The following is an 18,903-nucleotide window of genomic DNA, read 5'->3' as shown; positions in this document are numbered from 1 at the left end:
AAACAGCGACCATCGCTAGCTTTATAGTCGCTAGGGAACTTGTTTACGCAAGCATTCTTGTACTGCGCCAACAAGAAGATCAGGTTGGAATTTTGAAATAAAATCATTACAGCCGACTTTCTCGACCATAGCTTCATTGAAACTACCGCTTAAAGAGGTATTGAGTACAATATGTAAATCACTCATCCGGTTATCATTGCGAATTTCATACGTCAACTTATAGCCATCCATTTCCGGCATCTCAGCATCGGTAATCATCAACAACAATTCATCGGTGACTTTTTTCCCTTCATCACACCAAGATTTTAGCAAGGTCAGTGCTTCCAATCCGTCCCGACATTCAATGATGTTTAGACCCAACTGCGACAGGGTACCTTTAACCTGTGCTCGAGCCGTTGATGAATCATCAACAATGAGCACATTTCTCCCCATCATTTGGTGGCTTAAGCCTTCGTCCAATACCCCTTCGGAAATTGACACGTCATAATCGACGATTTCAGCCAGCACTTTTTCCACATCAATGATCTCGACAATATGCATGATATCGTCCTCTGTGATCTGGGTAATCGCCGTTAAATAGTTTGAACGCCCTGACGTTTTAGGTGGAGGCTGTATTTCTGTCCAAGTCGTATTGACGATATTACGCACCTGACCAACCAAAAAACCTTGGACTGATCGGTTATATTCAGTGATGATCAAGTTTTCTTCTTGATTTTCAAGCCGAGAAGGTGGGAACCCAATCGCGCCCCTTAAATCAATGACTGGAACAGGGTTACCTCGAAGAGAGGCAACGCCGGTAATGTGGTGGTGAGATCCTGGCATTTTAGTCAATGGAGGTAACTTAATGACTTCTTTAACTTTAAAGACATTAATAGCAAAAATCTGCGTACTGTTGAGACTAAACAATAGCAACTCAAGTCGGTTCTCACCGACGAGGTTAGTACGCTGATCAACGGTATTCAACACTCCAGACATAAGGATTCTCACAAAATCTTTTCTATATCTAAAATAGCCTATAGCGAGCCGCTAAGACAAAAAATTAGTTGAATAGTTAAGGTGTATTGACCATTTACTCAAAATTTAATCGAATACCCGCTATCGAATATCACTTTGAACGCAAAATAGCGTTTGCGGTTTACCCCTCAGCCAACCGCATCAAAAGTCGTCCATCGTATAGGGCCTGCTTCACCAAAGCAGCACCGGGCATGGTCGCTTGCTTATAAAAACGAGATTCAACAATATCGAGGTTCTGGTGGTAAGAAGGCTGAGTTTGATTTCTGATGCATTTAAGTATCTGTGGATACAAAATCTCTTTTGCCTGATTGATCACCCCGCCCACTAAAATTTTGTCTGGGTTAAACAAATTGACGACAATAGAAATCGCCGTACCAAGGTAATGGCCTAACTCCATAATAATTTCTACTGCGAGTGGGTCACCGCCATCAGCGGCTTCACATATCCCTTCAACAGTAATATCCCCCATGCCTTTTAAAATGGAATCTTCGCCTTTTTCTATACGATCAAATACCTCGTCTCGAATCGCTTGTGAGCTTGCAACTGTTTCAAGGCAGCCGATATTCCCACAGTGACACCGCTTGCCTTTAGGATCGATTTGAATGTGTCCCAACTCACCAATATTGCCAAATCGACCCTGAAGAATCTGTCCGTCCAAGATAACACCTGCACCCAGTCCATGGTGAATCGAAATTAAAATTGAGTTGTCGGTGTCTTGAGAGTGTCCAAACAAGCTTTCAGCTAACGCCCATGCTCGGGTATCGTTAGCAACAAACACAGGTAGCCCAGTTGCTTTGAATATCTCAGGGCCTAAGGCGAGATTTTTCACGTCATAATGCGGCATCTCCAGCACCATTCCCTGCTCAGAATTCACCAAGCCTGGTAAGGTAATCGCGATGCTGGTCACCCGTTCTAATTGATCAGCATATGTTTGAAAAAACTCATCAATTTCATGTAATAAACGTTCGAGTACATCGTCTTGATCAATTTCGTGAATATCAATTTTAGTATCAATTAATACATCGCCACCAAGCTCGTGCAACGCTATCGTTAAGTAGCCTCTACCCAAACGCAACGACAAAAACTGCCAGCCCAAATTATTCACTTGCAATCCAACCGCCGGACGCCCTCGGCTCACCGCCTCTTGAACAACAGTTTCATGGATAAGGTGCGCGGCAATAAGCTCCCTGGTAATTTTAGTAATACTCGCAGGTGCTAACTCACTTTCCTTGGAGAGATCAATACGAGAAATGGGACCTTTTTGGTCTATGAGTTTATACACACGACCAGCATTGACCTGTTTAATATGGTCAATATGGCCTGGATGAGCCATGTACATTGCGTACTCCGAAATTCAACAACCCGGTGATTTTTTTACTTTGCGAACTAATTGTGAAGTGATTTGATATGCCATCGTGACCATGGTCACGGATATAGCGATACAATTCCAAATTTGAGTGAGTATAGGTCAGCGAGATTACATTTATTTAAAATATAATTCACAACAATGAACATCTTATGACAGACGCTCCCTTGTGGGGCCTAACGTCAAAACCACACAAAAATCTCAGACTTTGTGACTTAAATTCCTATACTTTGCTTATACTTACCAGAGCCAATCAGGAACTTAGGACGCCATCATGACATCAACTTTAAGACGCACAAAAATTGTTGCGACCCTCGGCCCTTCGACAGATAAAGACGATAATTTGGAGCAAATAATTGCCGCTGGAGCCAACGTAGTCAGACTCAATTTTTCTCATGGTAAACCTGAAGAACACAAACACAGAGCGCAAAAAGTCAAAACCATCGCCGCCAAGCTGGGGACACACGTGGCTATCCTAGGCGATTTACAGGGCCCCAAAATTAGAGTTTCTACTTTCAAAGAAGGAAAAGTATGCCTAAATGTGGGCGATGCCTTTGTCCTAGATGCCGCACTTGAAGATGGACAAGGCGATCAAGAAGCGGTAGGTATAGATTACAAAGCGTTGCCTAATGACGTTTCACCTAACGATTTGCTGCTGCTCGATGATGGCCGGATTCAGCTCAAAGTGACGTCTGTCGAAGGCGATAAAGTGCATACCCGCGTCACGATGGGTGGCATATTGTCCAACAACAAAGGCATCAACAAAAAAGGGGGCGGCTTATCGGCCGACGCGCTGACAGACAAAGATAAAGCCGATATCTTACTCGCTGCCGAAATCAACGTGAGTTATTTAGCGGTATCTTTCCCACGCAATGGCGAAGATATGAAGTATGCTAGGCGTCTGGCTAGAGATGCAGGATTAGAGGCAAAGCTGGTCGCAAAAGTTGAACGAGCGGAAACCGTTGAGTGTGTCGAAAACATTGATGAGATCATCATGGCCTCGGATGCGGTAATGGTGGCTCGTGGAGACTTAGGAGTAGAAATCGGTGACCCAGAGTTAATCGGTGTTCAAAAGCAATTAATTCGACGTGCAAGAAGCCTCAATAGAACGGTCATCACCGCGACCCAAATGATGGAGTCAATGATAGAAAATGCAGTGCCAACACGAGCAGAAGTCATGGACGTTGCCAATGCCGTGTTAGATGGTACCGATGCCGTCATGCTTTCGGGAGAAACAGCCGCCGGTCAGTTCCCTGTCGAAACCGTTAAATCTATGGCTGAAGTTTGCCTTGGCGCTGAAAAGATGTCTGCCATCAACCGCTCGACCTACCGACTCGATCGTACTTTTGAAACGGGAGAAGAAACGGTAGCCATGTCAACCATGTTTGCCGCAAACCATATGAAAGGGGTCAAGGCAATGATTACATTGACAGAGTCAGGCAGAACCGCATTAATGATGTCCCGCCTGAGTTCGGGTTTACCGATATTTGCCTTATCCCGAAACGAAAGTACTTTAGAGTTAAGTACATTATATCGAGGCGTTTCGCCCGTTTATTTTCACTACACCGGTGATGCCGGGCTGCCTACCGCGCAAGCCGCTGTCGACACGTTAAAAAATAAAGGATTACTGGATGCAGGAGATCTAGTGATCATCACTCAAGGTGACATAATGGATGTCATTGGTTCAACGAACTGTATGAGGATTTTATCGGCTTAACGGTGAGGTCCCAAACCTCGATTGTGTAACAACCGCCGACATATCGTTGTCCGTGTACGTTTTTTGTTTGGCTTTGTCGGTGATTACCTTGGTTTGCTGAAGGATACAAAGGCAATAGAATAGAGAAGCTTTAGTGCGCCCATTTATAATCTATTATTTTATTAATAATGGACCGATATGTATTCATCCACATGAAAACAACACTGACGCTCTTATATTTTCTTATGCTGCCACTCCAGTTTGTGCGAGCCGATATGCTGACGTTAACTTCACTAGAGTGGCCACCATACACTGGCTCAAATCTTATTCATCAAGGGGCAAGCGTCATGGTTGTAAAGGCGGCAGTAGAAGCCATGGGGCATGAATTGCGTGTTGAGTTCTACCCTTGGCAACGTACGGTGATGCTTGCAAAAACTCAACCTAAATATGCGGGTTACTTTCCAGAATATTATTTCGAATCAGAAGAGGTTATTTTTTCACTGCCGATCGGCACAGGTCCATTAGGCCTTGTTGAACACAAATCAACACCGTTTATGTGGTCGAGTTTGCAAGACTTGAAAGCGGTAAAGCTTGGAGTGATTAGTGGCTACGTTAACACGAAAGAATTAGATGATATGATTGCTAGTGGAGAAATCAAAGTCGAAGCAGTCATTAGAGATACACAAAATTTACATAAGGTCGCTGAAAAGCGAATCCGTCTAGCAGTCATCGACAGTAACGTTTTTGCGTATTTGGTTAATACCGATAACACGCTTAAAAAACAAAAGAACCTACTGAAAATGAATGAAAGAATGTTGAATGACAAGAAACTATTCATTGCTTTTTCGAACGATAAAGTAGGAAGAAAATGGAAAGATATCGTTGATCAAGGAATCAAGAAAATAGATGTGGACAAAATTATGTCCCAATACCTTGATCGTATAGAGAAATCACAGTAACCATACGGGCTCACCCATGGTGCTCCCCTTTGAATATAGAATTAAACGCTTCAACAAATCGCTTACCAGCATCCAAGCCCATTTCATAATCATGCAGTAGGTTTTCTTCTTTACTCATCAATGAGCTAGAGCGCAAAGGCCCTTCTGGTTTTATCTGAACAATAAAGCAATCATCTGGCGGAGCGTTGAGAAAGTCCTGGGTTAATGAGTACGTTTGGTAATGCACCATTAGCATATCCGCCAAACCTGAATCAAACTTTTCCCCTAGTAGATGACTGACTCTATAGACGTCGTCTGCACCAAATAACCATCGTCCCCCATTGAGAGACTCCAAGTGAATATGATCCTTCTTCTGTTGCTTAGAACGTTCAACCTGCTGGTAGAAGAAACTGTTCCAATCTGATTTCCATTGTTGGACCTTCTGTGACCACTGCTCTTGGATGCTACTGAAAGAGTCTCTAAACCATTCCATCTCGGTATTCGGGACTGACATTTCTTTGACCTCGCAATCATCATCAATATCCTGCCCTTCGGTGCGGATAACAACAATACACCGCGCTCCTTGACGCCATGCCTGCTGCACAGGGATCGCAGCTGACACTCCACCATCAACGTATTCAGCCCCATCAAGTTCAACAGACTGGTTGTATAGGCGAGGAATAGCACACGTCGCAATCATAATATTGTGCCAATCTTCGCGAAAAATGGGAAAGTAGTGGTCGCGATAAGAGTGAGCATGGGTCACAGCCGCAAACGCCCGCCGTTGCCCAAGCTTTTTCCGACCTAGATCAATATCAAGTTGATAGGGAAACTCACACAAGGTATTCAATGCCCAGTCTAAGCCAAGAAACTGCTTTTTCCGAATATAGCGAAATAGATTGAAGAAATCAGATGAGGTAGTGAGATCCAAAATGAACGATCGGCCTAAGCCATGTTGACGAGAAAAAAATCCGCATAAATTCAATGCACCAGCGGACGTGCCATAAAATTCATGAAATGGATCAAATTCGGAGAGAATAAAGGCGTCAAGCACACCAGAGGTAAATATGCCTCTCTGCCCACCTCCTTGGGCAACAAGAGTAATTTTTCCTCCGGTATATTTCCCTAGTCGATCTAAATCGACGGCGGAAGCAGCGTTAGTAATGATTCCGCTATTATCCATAAATCCCTATTAGTTGGTCGTGATTGCAATAATACCGAAGCTCGACAAATACGCTAAAGTCAAAACGCTAACGATAATCGCATATTTTAGTTCTTTCTCCATATGTACCTCCACCTCTGTATGGTTTGTTTACATAACAAATTAATAACATCTGTTTAATAACATCTATGTGAGGTATCTTCAATTCTCGAGTTTTTTTCATGCTAGATTCTGATGTTGCTATCACACTTATACCCAATACGACTTGGGGAATCTGAATATGAAGCAAAGAGTTAGGCTCATTTTACTAAGTAGCGCTTTCGCCAGTTTCACTAGCTTGGCTGATATTTATATCACTCCCTGGGTTGGCTATACCGCGGGAGGGGAAGTAAAAGATCAAGATGGGACTGACTATCGAATCAGAGGTTCTGAAAGTGGTGCAGTCAGCATCGAGAGTGACTTTGACGATGGCCGCATTGGTTTTTTCTATGCCTATCAGAGTAGCAAGGTCAAGCAACTCAGTGTCGATGTCAAAATGAATTACTTACACTTTCAAAGCAGCCTACATTACGAATTAAATAAAGATGTCTATAGCTATATGGGGCTTGGGATTGGTGGTTCCTACGTCGATACTGATTGGATGAGGGACTATGGCTTCTCAGCAAGCATTTTTGGTGGATTTGAATACCGAATGCTGAAAAACCTGTACCTTAACGGGCAGCTACGTTGGTTAGGAACCAGTGTCGATGGGCAAGCGACTGGTGCATGCACCTCCTCATCAAATAGCTGCGTTGTGCAGTTTAAAACAGACTGGGTCAACCAATACTCTACGAATTTAGGTCTGACTCTCACCTTTTAATTGTTAAATTAGTGTACAAAAAGCGTACAAATAGAACATTCATCTAAATTTTACATATTTAGTGATATTTAGACCTTTGTATTGCGGATTAATCAGTTAACAGTATATAACTCTAAGTTTATCAATAAGAGTGTGTTTAGCTGCTAGCTCCATTCGGTTTAACTACAAAAGCCAATCACATTAACAAGAAAGCAACATCAGTCACTTATTGCGCTCTTTACTACAACTATGTATCTTTTTTGGGCTATTAGCTGAATATCTCGGCTAAGATGCGAATGAGAAGAATAATTCAGAACAATACCCTGAGCTTTAGCGTGATTTTTGGGATTTAATTTCAAAAAAATCGAATTTAGCTGAATAAAATACAATAACAACGGTAGGAAACCAGTTTAATTGTATGAAAAACACCCTACTAATTTATACGTTACAAAGCTCAACTACTTTTACCATACAGGAGTTAACATATGAGTCGCGAACAATGGGGATCTCGCGCCGGATTTATACTTGCGGCAGTAGGCTCTGCTATTGGCTTAGGTAACATCTGGCGCTTTCCATACATGGCTTATGATAATGGAGGCGGTGCATTCTTCATCCCTTACCTATTTGCAATGATTACCGCTGGTATTCCCTTTATGATCTTAGAGTTCAGCATGGGGCACAAATACAGAGGCTCGGCACCAAAAACTCTAGCGCATATTCACTCCAAGTTTCAGTGGCTTGGTTGGTTTCAAGTTGGTATAGCGGCCACCATCGCTGTCTACTATGTGGCGGTGATAGGCTGGGCTATTTCCTACTTTGGTATGTCGTTTACCCAAAGTTGGGGACAAGACACCAACTCCTTTTTCTTCAAGGAGTATTTAGCACTGGGTGATAACTCTCCTACCCACCTCGGCTCAATACAATGGAATATCGCGTTTTCTATGCTCATTGCATGGGCAGTGACATATGCAGCGATTGTAGGCGGGGTAAAATCAGGTATTGAAAAGGCCTCTAAGGTCATGATGCCTATTTTATTCATTATGGTATTGGTACTCATCGGCCGCATGATTATGCTGCCTGGCGCGGTTGAAGGGGTGAACTACATGTTCAAACCCGATTTCAGCAAAATTTGGGATGTGAAAGTATGGGCGGCTGCCTACGGACAAATATTCTTCACCCTAAGTATCGGCTTTGCCATCATGATCGCTTATTCCAGCTACTTACCAGCCAAATCCGATATCAGTAACAACGCTTTCATGACCGTTTTGATTAACTGTGGCTTCTCTATTTTGGCGGGCATCATGATCTTTTCCGTCTTAGGATACATGGCTCACGCTCAAGATAAGCCGATTACGGATGTGGTCACCTCAGGCGTAGGCTTGGCGTTCGTCACCCTACCCGCAGCCATTAACCTATTGCCAGCTCCCTATATACTCGGGCCACTCTTTTTCCTAGCTCTTGTCGTGGCAGGCTTAAGCTCCCATATCTCCATCATGGAAGCGGTAACCAGTTCAATCATTGACAAACTTGGTTGGAGCCGCAAAAAAGCCGCTAATATTGCCATCGGCCTTGGATTTATTATCTCCATGGCATTTGCTACAAATGGCGGCCTATTACTTCTTGATTTAGTGGATCACTTTGCCAATAACGTGGGCATAGTCACAAGCTGCTTAGTAGAGGTTATCCTGATGGCCTGGCTATTTAAAATTGCGGATGTGCGTGATTACGTCAATAACATTTCTGACTTTAATATCAGTACTTGGTTTGATGTATGCCTACGTTTTATCACACCAATCATCTTAGCCATCATTGTCGCCTCTAAGTTCTTTACGCTATTTACCAAAGGCTATGGCGGATACGACTTAACGCTCGGCTGGGTACTCATCGGTGCTCTGTTTGTCGTGAGTATATTTATTAATATGACCAGTAAAAAGGAGTTCTAGAAAGATGACTGCAGGTGCAATATTTATGATGGTTCTAGGCTTAGGGATTACATGGGGCGGCGCAGCCTTCTGCCTTAGAAAAGCGATGAACAAACAATAATTTTTAACAGTACAGCCACATGTTTCACCTCGTGATTCATGTGGCTTTCTCCTGCTCGACCCACTTGTACCCCATGGAGCTTGCTTCATTAAGAATATACTCTAAATCATCTGGGCTGTGTGCTCTCTCGTAACTGATCGTGCAACTAAATCGACTCTCAAGTTCTATCCACGTCACCGTATCCAGAGCCCCAAAATCCACTGACTCACTTTGTATCGACATACCAATAAATGGGGCAAAAGGCAGCCGCATTTCTCTGTAACCGACTAAGTATTTTTGGTTATTCAAAATATGCACAATGATGGTGACGTCGTATTGCATTCCACTCTCACAAACTGATGGCTATGAGTTAATAGTAGGAGAAAACTAACAGTGAGTAAGTAAAAGTCACCGTCGGCGTCGATACTGGATCTCCTGTCCACTCTCTCCTAATGTTAAAAATATCAATTCAGGGGTAGCTCATGCGCTTATTACTCATTATTTTCTCTATATTCTTCTTTCAGGCTCAGGCACAACCCCTCAAAATTGCCAGCTTGCCTTACCCTCCCTTTACCTATTTAGAAGACAATAAGCCAAAAGGTTTTGCCGTAGATATTGTTAGTGAGATCATGTCACGACTTGATGTTGAACATGAAATACTGATTATGCCTTGGGCCAGAGCAATGCGGGGCATGCAAACTGGCGAAGTAGATGCCCTATTTCCTATGTTCAAAACGGCAGAAAGGCAACAGTTCAGCCGTTACCCGGACTTACCGGTTGTGTATGAAAGCATGGCGATGTTTGTACCGGGCGACTCAACCATTAGCTCCAACAGCGATATCAATGCCCTTTCTGGATTTACGTTTTGTTTGGTGAGAGGCTATAGCGCGGGTAAACAAGTTGATGCGGCAATTGCAGACAAAGTTCTGACCAAGATTGACCTAGCCAACTCTTCGACACTCAACTTGAAAAAGTTTCTTCGCCAGCGTTGTAACATTCTTATCGATAATGATGCGGTCGTCTATTCACTACTGCCGAAAGTTGGGGGTAGCGCGAGTGATATAAAAATTTTAAGGCACCTTATACAAGAGCCGAGTTATCTCGGTTTTTCAAAACTTGGTCAAGGTAGTGAACTGTCCCCCAAAGTGACAGAAACCATTCAAACAATGCTAAAAGATGGAACATTACATGGCATCGTCGAACGCTACTTAGGCAAAGGAGTGCGAAACTGGCCACAATAAAGAAGCCCTTGAGAAGCTATTGAATCTTCTCCCGCCATCGACCTTCTTTAAATGCACTCAACACCTTGAGCACTTTTTCTTCGCTTAAATCTTGTAGTACTGTGCCGCCGACAAAGAAGTCATTTAACCCGTCGATTAAGCGCAACTCTTCTCGTGTTACACCAGCAAATCCCATCGACCAGTTGGCAAACCCCCTTTCTTCTATCTCTTCAAACAATACTTTTTTAGAATGTGTATGACGCTCGTCTTTTGTAATCTCTTGATATAATGACGTCACCTTCTCTTGTTCCCCCTCCAATATTTGCAAAAAACTCCCATCAATATGGAGTAGCAATCCTGTTATTTCTTTCGTCTGATTGTTTAGGCTTGCTTTGGTAAATAATTCATAAATCTGCTCTTGGGACATCTCTTGTGTGGCCGTACTGACATAAATCAAGTGAATAAGTTTATCCATCGAACAACCCTCTCTTGTTTCCTCATCCTTTAAACAAATGTAATGCAACTAATGGCATTGTAAAAAATAACGCATCACGATTTGAGAGGTGAATTGGGATTAACTCAAGTCATACAACGCAAAAAGCAGCAAAACCTGCTGCTTTTACTGCAAAATATCTGAGCCAACTCGTCACTTCATTACAAGTAAGAATTAGTATTCTGAATTGACTAATACTCGCTCTCCCAGTGAGCCGTTGTGTGGCATTGGGCGGTTGGTCGAATTACTCGGTCGCAGAACTCGGATCGCTTGAGCACCAGCGGCTCTCGCATCGAGAATGTCTCCGTCTGAGTCCCCATAGTACAGTTTGATATGATTATCCTTGATATAGGATACTTTCGCGCCGTGACTCGGGCCGGAAAACATAACCGGTGACATTTGCTTAGCCGGAATATTGAAGTCTTTCTGTATAATTTCTGTCAGCTCTTCATGTCCTGACGACGGCTTAGGACGACCAGTAATGAAGTAGATATGATCGCCGCGTTTTAAGTGCATCTCGATTAAAGCCCGCGCCGACTCTTTTGGTATCGAGAATTTGTCCCACCCGTTGCTCACTTCATCCCAGAACTTAGGGTTCTTCAGATAATCATTACTGTTTGGTGAGAACACTTGCTTGCCATGGAAAAACGCAGGGCTAGAAAACAGCACCGTATCGTCAACATCAAATCCAACATTCATTGGCGGCTTACCTTTCAAGCTCGCCGCAATTTGTTCTACCGATACCCAATGAATAGGTTGGCGATGACTCAGTTGATTGATTGTCACACCTGGGTTGATGTTATTCGCCTCTGCTTGTGCAGGCAATGACACCACTGTACTGGTAATGGCTAACGCTAAGGTACTTAGCAACAGCTTGGTTTTAGTCATAAATTGACGTTCCTATGTAAATTTACTTGGCAAAAAAATATTCAGCCAGCTCATGCTTGGCTTGACCGTTCGCATTTGTTTCAGCAATTCCAATCCCCTTCACCTGAACGGTGACTGGCTTAAATTGATTGCCATACTTTTGCATAAAACGATTCAGAGACTCAGCATCACTTCGTGGCAACAAAGTGATGTGAGGATCAAAATTGGTGAAAACATTTGGGCTACCGTAACGCTTAAAGCTCGCCAACTTTTCGGGATAGTCTAAAACCCAGCTTGGCAGCTTAGGGTCGGTTGCTCTTAGTGGCGCTAGTTCAACAGTGACTAAGTCGGCTAGGTGTTGAAGTGGCTGATTATTTTTCACATTGAGCATCAGCCAATTACCTTTGGTCTGTTTGATACTACCTAGGGTGATATCAAACGGCTTCAACTGAGATGCAAGCTGCGCTACCTTGCTCTTAATTGCCGCTAGATTATCTTTTGGATATTCAGTTAGATAAAGCGTGATATGGGGTAAATAATGCTGGCTATAGAGGGAGTGTAACTGTTCACCTTTTAACTGCTGACTGATTGTCTTTACGGTTTGGTCAACCTCACCAGAGGGAATTAGGAAAACGTTATAGCTGATATTTTTTGCCACTGCTTGAGTAGAAGCCAAAAGAAGCAGTGCTATGAACAGACATATTTTTTTCATCATTCTCATCTTCCATTACAAAGCAAAACAGAACGCGAAATAGTATCCATTCATAAAATTAATACTGTTAACTCAAGCACAAAGTCTGCTAACTATAATCACCAATCCATCAGTTTGATTACTTTGTATACCACATAGTCTCTGTACTTAAATGGTGAGATCAAAAAAGCCAGCAATGGTTTGCTGGCTTAAATTCGTGACCTAACTTAGTTTAGTTAGACTCAGCCTTGATTCGGGCCTTCGCTGCTGCTTTTTCTTCATCGGTACGATAGTCCAAGAACACGATAAGGAAGAAAGGTACTAGGAATGCGACCAAGATTGATATTGCATAGATCCACATCGGGCTAAATACCGGTATAGTAAGCAGTGATGTAAAGGCAAATGCTTTGGTCGTTACGCCGCTAGCGGTTACCGCCGCGCCATTATGCATAACAGTGTGCGTGGTTAGCGAGCCAAGAACCGCAATCACTACACCGCCAATGAAACAACCTGGAAGCATACGTGAATACACTTTCTTGAAACGAAGGTGAATACCGTATAGAGATGGCTCAGAGATACCACCAAATAGACCCGCAGCCAATGCACCAACAGACGTCTGACGCATCAAAGAGTCTTTTTCACGCCAAGACAAGAATAGAACACCTGCTGTTGCACCGAAACATGCAAAGTTCCATACCCCCATTGGACCTTGAATAAAGTCGTAACCTAGTGTCTGGATATTCAATAGCATCAACGCATTGAGCGGCCAGTGCAATCCAAGTGGCACTAAGAATGGGTAGAGCATCGGAATAATGATCGCGAATAAGAAAGGTGCATGCGTGTTCATCCAAGCTAGACCAACACCTAATTTAGTACCCGCGGTCACACCTAGTGGACCAAGGAAGAAGGCTGTCAATGGAATCATAATAACGAGCGACAAGAATGGCACGAATACCATGTGCACGTTTTCAGGGAAGATCTTCTTCAGTCCACGGTATACTAAGGCAAGAACCGCCACCATGATAAGAGGAACAAAAACCGAACCTGAATAATCGTACCAAATCATTTGGTGGCCAAAAATATTCGCCACGTAGCTATCAGTACCTAATACTGGGTTTTTTGTGACTACAGTAGAGGCAAGATTTTTCAAGCTAGCAAACTCAGGTGTCATCAAAGCACCCATGATCGCAGCCCCAACCCAAGGGTCAACACTTAGCTTCTTCGACGCATTGTAAGCAATCATGATTGGTAAGAAGTAGAACACCGTATGCCACATAGAGTTAACTAAAACCCAACCTGCTGACGGGTCATTAAAGTCAACAATGCCTAAAGAGCTCAATGCCGCCCGAAGAGCGATGATCAAAGATGCACCAAGTAGCACGCCAAGAATTGGACGGAATGAGTCAGAAAGGTATTCGAAGAAGCTATCAATCCACGCTACCTTGCCACGTACACCGCTTTTACGGATAGACTCTTTAAGGTCATCATTCGATTGAGCAGCGCCTTTACTGGCTTCACTATCTTCGCCACCTTTTTCACCGCTCATCGATGGCAGTGCTTTAATCTGGTTGAAGACAGTCATTACCGCGCCACCAATAATAACTTGATAACGATCACCCGACTGTGGCACACAACCCATCACTTCAGGAATGGCTTCTAGTTTTGCTTTATCCGGCAACGAGCCATCATGAAGTTCAAAACGAAGACGTGTCGCACAGCACGTCATGAACTTAATATTTCCTGGTCCACCCAAGCCGTCAATGATGGCTTCAGCAGCAGACATATTTTTCTTATCTACCATGACAACGCGCTCCATTTATATTGATTATTTCGATTTAATGAGGTCAATATCAAACGTGTTGTTGGCCGAGTAAAACTCGAAACAATGTCCGCTACTGATTGCAAGGCCATCAACAACCCAAACGATTGCGACAGCTTAGCGAAAAAAGCTTTCATGTATATGCTCCTGATATAATATTTAGAGTTTTAATATTTGAGTACTAAAGGCACACCCCCGCAGCCTAAACATTAGTACTCAATTACGATGTAACCAGATGTTGCATTATATTTTTCGGCTCTAAATATATATTGACGTCAATCTAACTTTCTAGACAGTTACGAAAATAAGTTTCAAAACTAAAGACAGATCACAGTCTAAAATCGAGTGAAACAGATTACATTTCCAACATAACTCTATGTTTTTTATAGTCTATGTTAGATTCATCATTAATTTCATTGCGTAAATAAATTCAGCAGATTTGTTATTTCATGTAACGAAATTACATCTTGGTAAATTTTTACTGATCGGTTCAACAGAATTAGTAAACATGGTCAAATGACGAACTAATATTGACTTAAGTCACAAAAAACGCGCTTAAGCTTCTACTGGTTCGTCATTATTTATTTTTTATCGAAAAAAAAGATTTTTATAATTTTCGCTGGTTTTATATGCAACTTCAGACAGGGGCACGCCTTTCAATTGGGCAATATAGGCAGCGACTTCGACCACATACGCTGGCTGGTTTTGTTTTCCTCTGTGGGGTACAGGAGCTAAATAGGGAGAGTCAGTTTCGATAAGAAGTCTATCTAGAGGCAAGGCTTTGACCACTTCTTTAAGCTCTGTTGCTTGGCGAAACGTCACGATACCGGAAATAGAGATATAAAAACCAAGTGCCATTGCTGCCTGTGCGAATGGCAGATCTTCCGTAAAACAATGAATGACACCACCGCAGCGATCTGCCTGATGTGTTTTCAAAATTTCTAACGTATCCTCGCGAGCATTTCTGGTGTGAATAATCAGGGGCTTATTTAGCTCGACGGCCAGCTTAGTGTGCTGCTCAAACCTGAGCTTTTGCAGATCAGCGGTTTCCGGTTGATAGTGGTAATCTAAGCCTGTTTCACCGATTGCAACGACTTTTGGATTACGAGCATATTCATGCAGGGTCTCTAAAGAAAAGTCACTGTTCACATCAAGTGGATGCACTCCGCAAGTAGCATGCACATTGTCATAAGGTTCAATCATTTCCAACATGTTGGGAAATGAGTCGAGAGTGACGCCAACAGAAAGAATATCTGTTACCTTGGCTTGCTTTGCCTTAGCCAACACATCATCAATACCAGTATGCAGATTATCGTAGTCAAGTTTGTCTAAGTGGCAGTGGGAATCTACAAACATGTGTCCTCTTCGTATTCAATTAACCAATTTGCTATTAGTAGCTCGCTATTTAGTCCAGAGCTAGATTTGAGTTGCTGCATCAAGTTAGTTAGAGCGACATTCATTTTATATAAGCAATCATAGGAGCGAAGTGCGCTAAGCTGCTCGCTACCTGGTGTGGCCTGTTCTCCAGTCAGCTGGAAATGCCATTTTTGCGCGTCACTAATTAAGTACCAAATCCAAGTCAGTGTTAATTCTGGTTCTTTATTCAACGTTGCAACAGTGCTCGACCAACTTTCTTCGCCTTGTAAATATTTAAGAAAGTAGGATTCAATATCTTGATATCGAGCTAGCTGATCACTTTCGATAAAGTCCCGTGTCTTCAAGGGCTCATAATTGCAAATATGAGCCACATATTGTGGGCATGCTTTTCGGGTTTCTTTTTGCACCCAGTCAGTAACTTGTTGCGATGATGGGGTTGGTATTGACCATTGCTGACAACGACTCACTATAGTCGGCAACAGCAAATTTAATTTGTCTGTCAAAAGAACAAAGAAACAGCCTGAATGGGCACTTTCCAGCGTTTTCAACAGTGCGTTAGCCGCCGATTCGTTGAGAGAATGCGCAGATTCAATGACGATCAAACGAGCATGAGAAAGCTGTGAAGATTCTTGAGCCAACTTATTACACTGACGAATTTGATCGACACTGATCGCTTTCCCCTCTTTCTCAGGCCTAAACAGGTGGTAGTCAGGATGAGTACTTGATGCCATCAAATTACAACTATGGCAATAACCACAAGGTTCTGTCGTCTGGTTGGTGCACATAATCGCAAGAGAAAGCTTTCTCACCAGCTCGTTGGTTCCTAAGCCAGAAGCTCCAACGAGCAAACTCACGTTAGAAAATTGGTCTATGTCTAGGTTGTGCTTCCACTGACTCCAAACCCCTTCTAGCCAAGGGTATAATTCATTCTTCATACTATTTGTACATCTAGCCATTGGTTAAGCTTTTGGGCAATCTCCTCAGCAACCTGATCGATGTTTTGCTCCGCATTAATCGTGATGACCGTATCATCGTTTTTGGCTAGCTGTAGGTACTTTTCTCGGGTACGGTGAAAGAAACTAAGATCCATTTTCTCGATTCTATCAAGCTCACCTCTCCCTCTTGCTCGGGCCAAGCCCACACTTGGGTCAATATCGAGGTACAAAGTTAAATCCGGCTTAAACTCACCTAATGCCATTGCTTTCAAATTCATCATGGTCTCAGCAGGAATTTGACGCCCACCACCTTGATAGGCTTGAGAAGACATGTCGTGCCTATCACCTATGACCCATTTGCCTTCCTCAAGCGCGGGTTTTATTACTGTCTCCACTAGTTGAACACGTGCTGCGTACATTAGCATTAGCTCACTCATGTCTTGTAAAGCCTCAGCCTCGATTTCAAGCTTGACCAATTCACGCATTTTTTCCGCTAGGACCGTTCCACCTGGTTCACGAGTAGTGGCAACTTGAGCGATACCTCGTTGGGAGAGCGTTTCTCTGATCGCCTTCATCGCAGTACTTTTGCCTGCACCTTCAAGACCTTCAACAACAATAAATTTTGCATCATTATTCATTTGTTACTTCTTAACTTCCGTAAATACGCCCTAACGGCGATATTGTGCTGCGTAAGCGTTTTAGAAAAGACATGCCCGCCAGTGCCACTTGCGACAAAATAATAGTAGGGGCTCTCACCGGGGTGCAGTGCTGCCTTGATCGAGGCTAAACCTGCCATAGCAATAGGGGTTGGGGGCAACCCACGAATAATATAGGTGTTATATGGAGTGGGCGTTCTGAGATCTTTTTTGGTGATGTTGCCATGATAAGCGCTACCCATACCATAAATAACTGTAGGATCAGTTTGCAGTCTCATGTGTTTGTTTAAGCGATTGACAAACACAGAGGCAATGGTGATACGCTCTGACTCAATAGCCGTTTCTTTTTCGATAAGCGACGCCAAAATCAATGCATCATATGGCGTTTTTATCGGCAAATCTTTTTGTCTATCTTTCCATAGCTCGTCTAAGTGCTTAAACAATGCTTTATGGGCTCGGCGTAATATCTCTAAATCTGTAGTCCCGGCGGTATAGTTGTAAGTTTGTGGAAGAAATAGCCCCTCCAAATCTTTCTCTTTTATGCCAAGTTTGGCGGCAATATCTGCCTCGGACATGCCCTTTAGCGTATGCTCGATATAAGGTGTATCTTCTAATTGCTTCATCCATTCGGAGAAGCGACTGCCTTCAATGAAAGTAATAGAAAATTGATGTTCTTTACCAGAGACTAAAAGCGCTAAAATTTTACCAAGCGTTTCATCCGGTTTAAAATCATAAGTCCCTGCTTTGATATCAGTGAGATCGGGCCTAAATCTATCGACAATGCGCGCATATGGACTCGAGCTAATCCAGTTCCTCTGCGTTAAGTCTTTTAATACTTCTTTTAAATTGGTGCCACTATCAACCGTGACGAGCTGAGAGCTGTCTATAAGCAGTGGTTGATTAAGGTACTGGTTAACTTGGCCATTCACAAACCAAAATGAACCTGCCGCAACAGCTATGAAAAGAATCAGCCCAACGATTATTTTTTTTATCACTGTTTTAAATACTCCTGAATACGTGTCGTGATCTTGCCAATAGGAAACGGAGCCTGATTCACCTTAACAATTGGCGCAACTCGAAGAAGTGAATTGGTTAAAAACAGCTCATCTGCTTCAAGCACATGAGAAAGTGCAAATTCGCCAATTATTACATCGATTCCTATTTCAGGTAATAAATCGAGTACTACTGTTCTCATTACCCCAGCCACGCCTGACTTTGCTAATGATGGTGTATATACTTGGTTATCCTTGACCCAAAATACATTGGCCATAGTTGACTCAATGACGTTACCGTCAATATCAAGCGTAAGGCCATCAACATATCCCTTCCTATCCATTTCGGATTTTAGCAAAACTTGCTCTAAGCGATTGTTATGTTTATGTCCTGCCAGTAATGGATTATGGCCTAATCTTTGTTCGCACACACCTAACTCAATGCCATTCGATTGCATGATTTCATAGTGCGGAGGGAATGGAAACTCGCTCAAAGTAATAGTGGGAGCACTGACCGACGTAGGACTATAACCTCGCCCACCTTCTCCTCGGCTGACATGCAGTTTTAACCCCACTTTAGCCGATGTTGCCGACATTTTATCTAAAGTTTCGCGCAATATATGCCAATTAGGATGTTCAATACCTAGTAGGTCGAGACAACGTTCCATTCTCTCAATATGCAAAGGCCAATCCTGAATAGCACCATCTAACGCTAGCATTGTCGTAAAACAACCATCGCCATATTGAAAGGAGCGATCTTTGACAGAAACATGCTCTATTGATTTACCATTTATTAAAAACATTGCCTGCTCCTTAA

The 18,903-nt window shown here is 42.9% G+C and carries 21 protein-coding genes; 6 read left to right on the top strand and 15 right to left on the bottom strand.

Annotated elements, in window-relative coordinates:
* Window positions 1-30: 30 nt before the first annotated feature.
* Window positions 31-975 (bottom strand): chemotaxis protein CheV, encoded by a 945-nt coding sequence (locus M9194_RS19465; protein ID WP_250614365.1) that lies wholly within the window; start codon window positions 973-975, stop codon window positions 31-33.
* Window positions 976-1,135: 160 nt separating this feature from the next.
* Window positions 1,136-2,353 (bottom strand): sugar metabolism global transcriptional regulator Mlc, encoded by a 1,218-nt coding sequence (gene mlc, locus M9194_RS19460; protein WP_250614364.1) that lies wholly within the window; start codon window positions 2,351-2,353, stop codon window positions 1,136-1,138.
* A gap of 301 nt (window positions 2,354-2,654) precedes the next feature.
* On the opposite strand from mlc, the gene pyk reads away from it, so the two are divergent.
* Complete coding sequence (gene pyk / locus M9194_RS19455) at window positions 2,655-4,097, top strand: pyruvate kinase (RefSeq protein ID WP_250614363.1); 1,443 nt, start codon at window positions 2,655-2,657, stop codon at window positions 4,095-4,097.
* A 191-nt stretch (window positions 4,098-4,288) separates the two neighbouring features.
* Entirely contained in the window at window positions 4,289-5,035 is a 747-nt protein-coding gene (locus M9194_RS19450) for a substrate-binding periplasmic protein (protein ID WP_250614362.1), read from the top strand.
* A gap of 10 nt (window positions 5,036-5,045) precedes the next feature.
* Here the strand turns inward: M9194_RS19450 and M9194_RS19445 are convergent, their stop codons facing one another.
* Together M9194_RS19445 and M9194_RS19440 are read right to left on the bottom strand one after the other, a co-directional pair.
* Entirely contained in the window at window positions 5,046-6,197 is a 1,152-nt protein-coding gene (locus M9194_RS19445; RefSeq protein ID WP_250614361.1) for a patatin-like phospholipase family protein, read from the bottom strand.
* Window positions 6,198-6,206: 9 nt separating this feature from the next.
* Complete coding sequence (locus tag M9194_RS19440; RefSeq protein ID WP_250614360.1) at window positions 6,207-6,299, bottom strand: YnhF family membrane protein; 93 nt, start codon at window positions 6,297-6,299, stop codon at window positions 6,207-6,209.
* A 157-nt stretch (window positions 6,300-6,456) separates the two neighbouring features.
* On the opposite strand from M9194_RS19440, the gene M9194_RS19435 reads away from it, so the two are divergent.
* From M9194_RS19435 to M9194_RS19425, 3 genes are all read left to right on the top strand, one after another.
* Complete coding sequence (locus tag M9194_RS19435; protein WP_431769430.1) at window positions 6,457-7,035, top strand: porin family protein; 579 nt, start codon at window positions 6,457-6,459, stop codon at window positions 7,033-7,035.
* Between the two features lie 464 nt (window positions 7,036-7,499).
* The gene (locus M9194_RS19430; RefSeq protein ID WP_250614358.1) at window positions 7,500-8,957 is read left to right on the top strand and encodes a sodium-dependent transporter; all 1,458 of its coding nucleotides are present in this window, start codon (window positions 7,500-7,502) and stop codon (window positions 8,955-8,957) included.
* 4 nt (window positions 8,958-8,961) lie between these two features.
* Complete coding sequence (locus M9194_RS19425; protein ID WP_250614357.1) at window positions 8,962-9,057, top strand: MetS family NSS transporter small subunit; 96 nt, start codon at window positions 8,962-8,964, stop codon at window positions 9,055-9,057.
* 36 nt (window positions 9,058-9,093) lie between these two features.
* Here M9194_RS19425 and M9194_RS19420 read toward each other — a convergent pair whose 3' ends face one another.
* Window positions 9,094-9,378 carry a hypothetical protein gene (locus M9194_RS19420; RefSeq protein WP_250614356.1) on the bottom strand — a complete coding sequence of 95 codons (285 nt, stop codon included), beginning with the start codon at window positions 9,376-9,378 and terminating at the stop codon, window positions 9,094-9,096.
* 140 nt (window positions 9,379-9,518) lie between these two features.
* Here M9194_RS19420 and M9194_RS19415 point away from each other — a divergent pair, with 140 nt between their 5' ends.
* Complete coding sequence (locus tag M9194_RS19415; protein ID WP_250614355.1) at window positions 9,519-10,277, top strand: substrate-binding periplasmic protein; 759 nt, start codon at window positions 9,519-9,521, stop codon at window positions 10,275-10,277.
* 16 nt (window positions 10,278-10,293) lie between these two features.
* Here M9194_RS19415 and M9194_RS19410 read toward each other — a convergent pair whose 3' ends face one another.
* The 10 genes from M9194_RS19410 to pabC form a co-directional block, all read right to left on the bottom strand.
* Window positions 10,294-10,731 carry a BLUF domain-containing protein gene (locus M9194_RS19410; protein ID WP_250614354.1) on the bottom strand — a complete coding sequence of 146 codons (438 nt, stop codon included), beginning with the start codon at window positions 10,729-10,731 and terminating at the stop codon, window positions 10,294-10,296.
* Window positions 10,732-10,923: 192 nt separating this feature from the next.
* Window positions 10,924-11,637 carry an acid phosphatase AphA gene (gene aphA, locus M9194_RS19405; RefSeq protein WP_250614353.1) on the bottom strand — a complete coding sequence of 238 codons (714 nt, stop codon included), beginning with the start codon at window positions 11,635-11,637 and terminating at the stop codon, window positions 10,924-10,926.
* 22 nt (window positions 11,638-11,659) lie between these two features.
* Window positions 11,660-12,331: a 2'-5' RNA ligase family protein gene (locus tag M9194_RS19400; RefSeq protein ID WP_250614352.1), complete on the bottom strand. Its 672-nt coding sequence runs from the start codon at window positions 12,329-12,331 to the stop codon at window positions 11,660-11,662.
* A gap of 208 nt (window positions 12,332-12,539) precedes the next feature.
* Window positions 12,540-14,108, bottom strand: a complete 1,569-nt coding sequence (locus tag M9194_RS19395; RefSeq protein ID WP_250614351.1) for a PTS transporter subunit EIIC — start codon at window positions 14,106-14,108, stop codon at window positions 12,540-12,542.
* The gene (locus M9194_RS19390) at window positions 14,102-14,263 is read right to left on the bottom strand and encodes a hypothetical protein (RefSeq protein WP_250614350.1); all 162 of its coding nucleotides are present in this window, start codon (window positions 14,261-14,263) and stop codon (window positions 14,102-14,104) included. Before M9194_RS19390 ends, M9194_RS19395 begins: the two co-directional genes overlap by 7 nt.
* Before the next feature lie 451 nt (window positions 14,264-14,714).
* Window positions 14,715-15,482, bottom strand: a complete 768-nt coding sequence (locus tag M9194_RS19385; protein WP_250614349.1) for a TatD family hydrolase — start codon at window positions 15,480-15,482, stop codon at window positions 14,715-14,717.
* Window positions 15,473-16,438 carry a DNA polymerase III subunit delta' C-terminal domain-containing protein gene (locus tag M9194_RS19380; RefSeq protein ID WP_250614348.1) on the bottom strand — a complete coding sequence of 322 codons (966 nt, stop codon included), beginning with the start codon at window positions 16,436-16,438 and terminating at the stop codon, window positions 15,473-15,475. The genes M9194_RS19385 and M9194_RS19380 overlap by 10 nt, the downstream gene beginning before the upstream one ends.
* Complete coding sequence (gene tmk / locus M9194_RS19375; protein ID WP_250614347.1) at window positions 16,435-17,076, bottom strand: dTMP kinase; 642 nt, start codon at window positions 17,074-17,076, stop codon at window positions 16,435-16,437. The genes M9194_RS19380 and tmk overlap by 4 nt, the downstream gene beginning before the upstream one ends.
* Window positions 17,073-18,089, bottom strand: coding sequence for an endolytic transglycosylase MltG (gene mltG, locus M9194_RS19370; RefSeq protein ID WP_250614346.1), 1,017 nt, complete (start codon window positions 18,087-18,089; stop codon window positions 17,073-17,075). The genes tmk and mltG overlap by 4 nt, the downstream gene beginning before the upstream one ends.
* Window positions 18,086-18,903 (bottom strand): aminodeoxychorismate lyase (pabC, locus tag M9194_RS19365; RefSeq protein ID WP_348772072.1); only part of this gene is annotated, 818 nt, incomplete at its 5' end. The genes mltG and pabC, both read right to left, overlap by 4 nt.

Source organism: Vibrio sinus (genome assembly GCF_023634645.1).
Classification (GTDB): domain Bacteria; phylum Pseudomonadota; class Gammaproteobacteria; order Enterobacterales; family Vibrionaceae; genus Vibrio; species Vibrio sinus.
This window is presented reverse-complemented; position numbering and strand designations above follow the sequence as displayed.

Excerpts from the sequence above, each read along its gene's own strand:
- M9194_RS19465 (WP_250614365.1), bottom strand. The coding sequence starts at position 975 with ATGTCTGGAGTGTTGAATACCGTTGATCAGCGTACTAACCTCGTCGGT.
- mlc (WP_250614364.1), bottom strand. The coding sequence starts at position 2,353 with ATGTACATGGCTCATCCAGGCCATATTGACCATATTAAACAGGTCAAT.
- pyk (WP_250614363.1), top strand. The coding sequence starts at position 2,655 with ATGACATCAACTTTAAGACGCACAAAAATTGTTGCGACCCTCGGCCCT.
- M9194_RS19450 (WP_250614362.1), top strand. The coding sequence starts at position 4,289 with ATGAAAACAACACTGACGCTCTTATATTTTCTTATGCTGCCACTCCAG.
- M9194_RS19445 (WP_250614361.1), bottom strand. The coding sequence starts at position 6,197 with ATGGATAATAGCGGAATCATTACTAACGCTGCTTCCGCCGTCGATTTA.
- M9194_RS19440 (WP_250614360.1), bottom strand. The coding sequence starts at position 6,299 with ATGGAGAAAGAACTAAAATATGCGATTATCGTTAGCGTTTTGACTTTA.
- M9194_RS19435 (WP_431769430.1), top strand. The coding sequence starts at position 6,457 with ATGAAGCAAAGAGTTAGGCTCATTTTACTAAGTAGCGCTTTCGCCAGT.
- M9194_RS19430 (WP_250614358.1), top strand. The coding sequence starts at position 7,500 with ATGAGTCGCGAACAATGGGGATCTCGCGCCGGATTTATACTTGCGGCA.
- M9194_RS19425 (WP_250614357.1), top strand. The coding sequence starts at position 8,962 with ATGACTGCAGGTGCAATATTTATGATGGTTCTAGGCTTAGGGATTACA.
- M9194_RS19420 (WP_250614356.1), bottom strand. The coding sequence starts at position 9,378 with ATGCAATACGACGTCACCATCATTGTGCATATTTTGAATAACCAAAAA.
- M9194_RS19415 (WP_250614355.1), top strand. The coding sequence starts at position 9,519 with ATGCGCTTATTACTCATTATTTTCTCTATATTCTTCTTTCAGGCTCAG.
- M9194_RS19410 (WP_250614354.1), bottom strand. The coding sequence starts at position 10,731 with ATGGATAAACTTATTCACTTGATTTATGTCAGTACGGCCACACAAGAG.
- aphA (WP_250614353.1), bottom strand. The coding sequence starts at position 11,637 with ATGACTAAAACCAAGCTGTTGCTAAGTACCTTAGCGTTAGCCATTACC.
- M9194_RS19400 (WP_250614352.1), bottom strand. The coding sequence starts at position 12,331 with ATGATGAAAAAAATATGTCTGTTCATAGCACTGCTTCTTTTGGCTTCT.
- M9194_RS19395 (WP_250614351.1), bottom strand. The coding sequence starts at position 14,108 with ATGGTAGATAAGAAAAATATGTCTGCTGCTGAAGCCATCATTGACGGC.
- M9194_RS19390 (WP_250614350.1), bottom strand. The coding sequence starts at position 14,263 with ATGAAAGCTTTTTTCGCTAAGCTGTCGCAATCGTTTGGGTTGTTGATG.
- M9194_RS19385 (WP_250614349.1), bottom strand. The coding sequence starts at position 15,482 with ATGTTTGTAGATTCCCACTGCCACTTAGACAAACTTGACTACGATAAT.
- M9194_RS19380 (WP_250614348.1), bottom strand. The coding sequence starts at position 16,438 with ATGAAGAATGAATTATACCCTTGGCTAGAAGGGGTTTGGAGTCAGTGG.
- tmk (WP_250614347.1), bottom strand. The coding sequence starts at position 17,076 with ATGAATAATGATGCAAAATTTATTGTTGTTGAAGGTCTTGAAGGTGCA.